This is a genomic window from Protofrankia sp. Cr1 (assembly GCF_963555865.1).
Taxonomy (GTDB): Bacteria; Actinomycetota; Actinomycetes; order Frankiales; family Frankiaceae; genus Protofrankia.
In genome coordinates, this window is sequence record NZ_CAUVXO010000176.1 from 1 (window position 1) to 4,615 (window position 4,615).

Consider the following 4,615-nt stretch of genomic DNA (forward strand, 5'->3'; position numbering starts at 1 on the left):
CCAGGCCGGCAGTGACGACGAGGACGGCGAAGCCGAGCAGGTGCCAGCCGGTGATGCCGACGACGGCGAGCTGGGCGGGACCACGTTCATGCAGCCAGTTGACCGGTCGGCCCAGCAGGCGGTCCACCAGGCCGTGGCGTGGGTCCAGCAGCCATACCCACATCGCGGCGCTCGCCACCGGCGGAACGAGCACCGGCGCGAACACCAGGGTCCGGTAGCCGACGCGCAGGCGGCCCCGCACCCGGCGGGTGAGCAGGGCGACGATCGTGGGCAGGACGACCGTGAACGGCAGCAGGCACGCAATCGTCGCCGCCGTCAGCCACAGCGAGTGCCAGAGCTCTGGAAGCTGCAGGACGTGGCGGTAGTTGTCCAGACCGACCGGGATCTTCGGCCTGCTTGGCACCAGGTTCCACGAATAGAATGACAGCTGCGCAGCCTCGACCAGCGGGCGGTAGGTCCAGACCGCCAGGCAGCCGAGTCCCGGCGTGAGGTAGAGAAAGGGCGGCAGCGCCCGCAGCACCCGGCGCGTGGGTGAGGGCCGGGCTGCGCTGACCGGCGTCGGCGTCTGCGGCGTCGTCGCGGCGGTGACCTCTACGAACACGTCGGGTGATCCTGCCTGTGTCGATGCACGGTCGCCACGGCCTCACGTCTTCGGCAGCAGCTTTGTCGCCCGATCCGCAGCCGTGGCCAGCGTGGACGGTGGGTCAGCCCCGCTGTAGACGACGCTTTCAACGGCATCGAGCATCGTGTCCCTGATCTGGACGTAGTTGTCACCGGGGAAGGCCACCGTCGGCCGGAGCCGGGCGAGCTGGTCGATGTTCGGCTTGATCAGGGGGTTTTTCGCCGCCCAGTCCTTGAGGCCGGCGGGGTCGTCCAGCAGGCCTGTCCGCAACGGCAGATAGCCGATCTTGCTGGTGAGCTGGATGTAGCCTTCATCACCGGTCAGAAATTTGATCATCTCCCAGGCTGCCCGCTGCTTGGCCGGATCCTTGGCGAACATGACCAGGGCAGCCCCGGAGTTGGTCGGTTCCACCGTCGTGCCGCCGAAGCTTGGCAGCCCGGCCGCCCGCAGATCCCACGGGGGCTTCGCACCGGTGGCGCCCTTACGGAACATGGCCTCACCCGCGCTGCTCTCTACGATCATGCCGATCTCACCGCGGGCGAATGCGGGATATGCCTGCTCCTGGGAGAGTTTGGGGGTTGCGCCGGACTGGACCAGGTCCTGGGCCATCGTGACGGCCTCGACCGCCGGCGCCTGGGCAAAGGTGAGCCTGGTCCGGTCGGCGGAGAGCACCGATCCGCCATTGGAGTCGACCAGGGACTGGTAGCACCAGTCACCGGCCTTCTTGGTCAGGCAGTCGATGTAGACGCCGTCCTTACCGGCTTTGTCCTTGATGGCGAGGGCGGCGGTCTTGACCTCCGCCCAGGTGGTCGGAGGTTTTGCAGGGTCGAGGCCGGCCTGGGTGAACAGGCTGGCGTTGTAGTAGAGGATCGGGGTGGAGAACACGAACGGCATGCCATAGGTCTTGCCGTCGAAGTCGCCCAGAGTGCGCGCGGTTGGCGCGAACGGGTGCGTGCCGCCGAAGTTGGCCTGCACCGCGTCGTGGCCGACCACGTCGTCGAGTGGCGTGGCCCCCAGCCCCTGCACCGCGTAGAAGAGGTCACCGAATCCCAGCTGCCCGATGTCGGGCGGGTTGCCGGCCGCGATCTGGCGTTGGATGCTGGCCGTCGCGGCCGACCCGTAGCCACTGGCGGTCGCGGTCGCGGGCTTCTGGGCCGTCACTTTGATGTTGGGATGGGCGCTCTGGAACCTGTTGATCAGATCTGTGAACGTGTCGGTCCACGCCCCGGCCTGCGCCAGGTTGTAGCTCTCCAGGACGATCGAGACCTGCTGGTCGGCCCTGAGTTCGGGAACGGTTGCGGCGCTTGACGGGGCGGCAGCCGGTGAGCTGCCCCCGCCGCAGGCGGTCGCGGTGAGTGCGAGGGCGAGCACGACCGCGGCACCGCCGAGACAGCTCGATCTTTTCATGTCGTGCTCCTTATGCGAGGCGATCCTTCTGGCTGCCAGACGAGCCGGCGACCACTGGCGCGGTCGAACAGGTGCACGCGATCTGCGGCGGTGTCAAAGGCCACCGGGTCGCCGGGACGCAGCCCGAGCGGGCGCGGTCCGCGCGCGAACACAGGCGCGTCGCCGACCATGCACTGGGCGACCTCGTCGCTGCCGAGGTTCTCCACCGCCGTTACCCGACCGCGGAACATGGATGCCGGCGACGCCGGCGGGACGCCGACCAGATGTTCCGGGCGGATCCCCACGATGATGTCGCGACCGGGGAAGTCACCGGCCGCCCACAGCGGCACCTGCACGCCGGGGGCGTGCACGCGGACGCGTCCGCAGTGGTTCTCGACCCGGGCCGGGAGCAGGTTCATCGGTGGTGAGCCCAGAAAGCCCGCTACGAACGTCGACGCCGGTTCGTCGTAGACCTCGGTGGGAGTGCCGACCTGCTCAAGGCGGCCGGCATTGAGTAGCGCGACCCGGGTGGCCATGGTCATGGCCTCGACCTGATCGTGCGTGACGTAGACGATGGTCGAGCCGAGCCGGTTGTGCAGCGCCCGTAGCTGGCCACGGGTCGCGGTGCGTAACTGGGCATCGAGGTTGGACAGCGGTTCGTCCATGAGAAAGGCACCCGGGTCGCGGACCAGCGCCCGGCCGACCGCCACGCGTTGGCGCTGCCCACCGGACAGCGCTCTGGGTCGGCGGTCGAGCAGGTCGGCCAGATCGAGTAGCTCCGCGACCGCCCGTACCTTCTCGCGTATTTCCGCGCGTGGGCGTCGACGCGAGCGCAGCGGGAAACCGATATTGCGCTCGACTGTCAGGTGCGGGTAAAGGGCGTAGCTCTGGAAAACCATCGCCATATCGCGGTCCCTGGGCGGCGTGAAGGTGACGTCGCGCTCATCCAGCAGGACCCGCCCGCCGTCGGGCTCGATCAGCCCGGCAATCATCCGGAGCAACGTCGACTTTCCACAGCCGCTCGGGCCGAGCAGGACGATGAAATCGCCGTCGCTGATGTCGAGACTCACCCGGTCCACGGCGGTGACCTTGCCGAAACGCTTGGTCAACGCTTCGATCTGGATACGGCTCACCGCTCCGGCTCTCCTTTCGCGCCGGACCGACACCGTCTTGTATTCCGTGGGCCTCCCGGATCTGTTCGCCACGGCGTCATATCTCTCAGGCGCAGCTGCATTCAACTCCAGGACGGTGTACGGAGAGCAAACGCGCCGAAAATTGGACGTCCGTCGGATGTGACGGGCTCAACCCGATCATCCCGGCCTGACAGCGTCGATTGGTGTCGTGGCTGAGGCGACCGATACGAGGCCTCAGATGTCGAGGACCAGCGAATCCGTGCGGGCTCGTGACACACAGATCATCAGGGCGTCTCCGGTGCGTTGCTCCTCGATCGTGAGCACCTCGTCACGGTGATCGACCTCGCCGGCGCTGAACCGGGTCTCGCAGTTCCCGCACGTGCCCTCGCGGCACGATGACGGCACGTCGAAGCCGGCGCGTTCGAGAGTTTGCAGGATCGTCCGGTCCGCGCCCACCCGTATTTTCTGCCCAGTACTGCCGATCACCACGTCGAAGGCGGTGTCCGCCGGGTGATCGTCGGGTCGTTCCCGGGGCCGGAAACGTTCCACGTGCACAGCGCCGGCCGGCCAGCCAGCGCAGGCGGCTTCAACCGCCGTGAGCAGGCCCTCGGGCCCGCAACAGTAGACCGCCGTCCCGATCTCAGGCTGCCCGAGGATGTGCTCCAGCGGCAACAGCCCGGATTCGTCCTGCGGATGGACGGCAATCCGATCTTGGTGAGCCGACAGCTCGTCGAGGAACGCCATGCTGGTCCGCTGTCTACCGCCGTAGAACAACGTCCACTCGGCGTCCCGCTTGTCGAGTTCGGAGATCATAGGCAGGAGCGGGGTTATTCCGATGCCGCCGGCGATGAGAATGTAACGCCGGGACGGGACCAGCGGAAAATTGTTACGGGGTGGGCCGACCGGCAACGACCACCCGGCCTGGACCTCGTCGTGCAGGTAGACCGACCCGCCTCGGCCGTGTTCTTCACGCAGCACGGCGATTCGCCAGTGCATATCGTCGGCCGGGTCGCCGCACAATGAGTACTGTCGGATCAGATCGGACCCGAGGACGACGTCGACATGGGCGCCCGGCGTCCACCCGGGGAGTTTCTCTCCAGCGGGATGGGCGAGGACCAGAGAAATGATGTCGTCGGCTTCCCGCGTTGTTCTGACGACGGTCAGGGACGGGGCGCTTGACGGCGTCGGCACTGCGGTCAACTGATCGTGGGTCATTGGCGCGGACATGACCGACCTCCGGACGGGCTAGCCTCGGGAACAATTGGACCCAAAACGGCGTGAAACTGGGTGATCCAGGCCATTCATACCAGGTGGCGCTTTACGGGCGCCACTCGTCCAATTATCCCAGACGACCCGAGAAGGCAGTGTGGCCAGGCGATTGGAATGCTCGATGGAAACATCGGCGACTGGCCTCGGTCCACCCCGGCCCTGCGACGCCGCGTCCCCTCTTGCCGGTCGCTCCAGGAGCGCCCGG

4 protein-coding genes are annotated in these 4,615 nt (G+C 67.3%); all 4 read right to left on the reverse strand.

What is annotated here, in order from left to right:
- Window positions 1–601 (reverse strand): sugar ABC transporter permease (locus U9980_RS14865; protein ID WP_322768452.1); only part of this gene is annotated, 601 nt, incomplete at its 3' end.
- A gap of 42 nt (window positions 602–643) precedes the next feature.
- Window positions 644–2,029: an ABC transporter substrate-binding protein gene (locus U9980_RS14870; protein WP_322768453.1), complete on the reverse strand. Its 1,386-nt coding sequence runs from the start codon at window positions 2,027–2,029 to the stop codon at window positions 644–646.
- On the reverse strand, window positions 2,026–3,141 hold the full coding sequence (locus U9980_RS14875) for an ABC transporter ATP-binding protein (protein WP_322768454.1): 1,116 nt from the start codon (window positions 3,139–3,141) through the stop codon (window positions 2,026–2,028). Before U9980_RS14875 ends, U9980_RS14870 begins: the two co-directional genes overlap by 4 nt.
- Before the next feature lie 234 nt (window positions 3,142–3,375).
- Window positions 3,376–4,368 (reverse strand): PDR/VanB family oxidoreductase, encoded by a 993-nt coding sequence (locus U9980_RS14880; RefSeq protein WP_322768455.1) that lies wholly within the window; start codon window positions 4,366–4,368, stop codon window positions 3,376–3,378.
- Window positions 4,369–4,615: the final 247 nt, after the last annotated feature.

Bases quoted from the DNA above. Each gene is read 5' to 3' on its own strand.
- U9980_RS14870 (WP_322768453.1), bottom strand. From the start codon at position 2,029: ATGAAAAGATCGAGCTGTCTCGGCGGTGCCGCGGTCGTGCTCGCCCTC.
- U9980_RS14880 (WP_322768455.1), bottom strand. From the start codon at position 4,368: ATGTCCGCGCCAATGACCCACGATCAGTTGACCGCAGTGCCGACGCCG.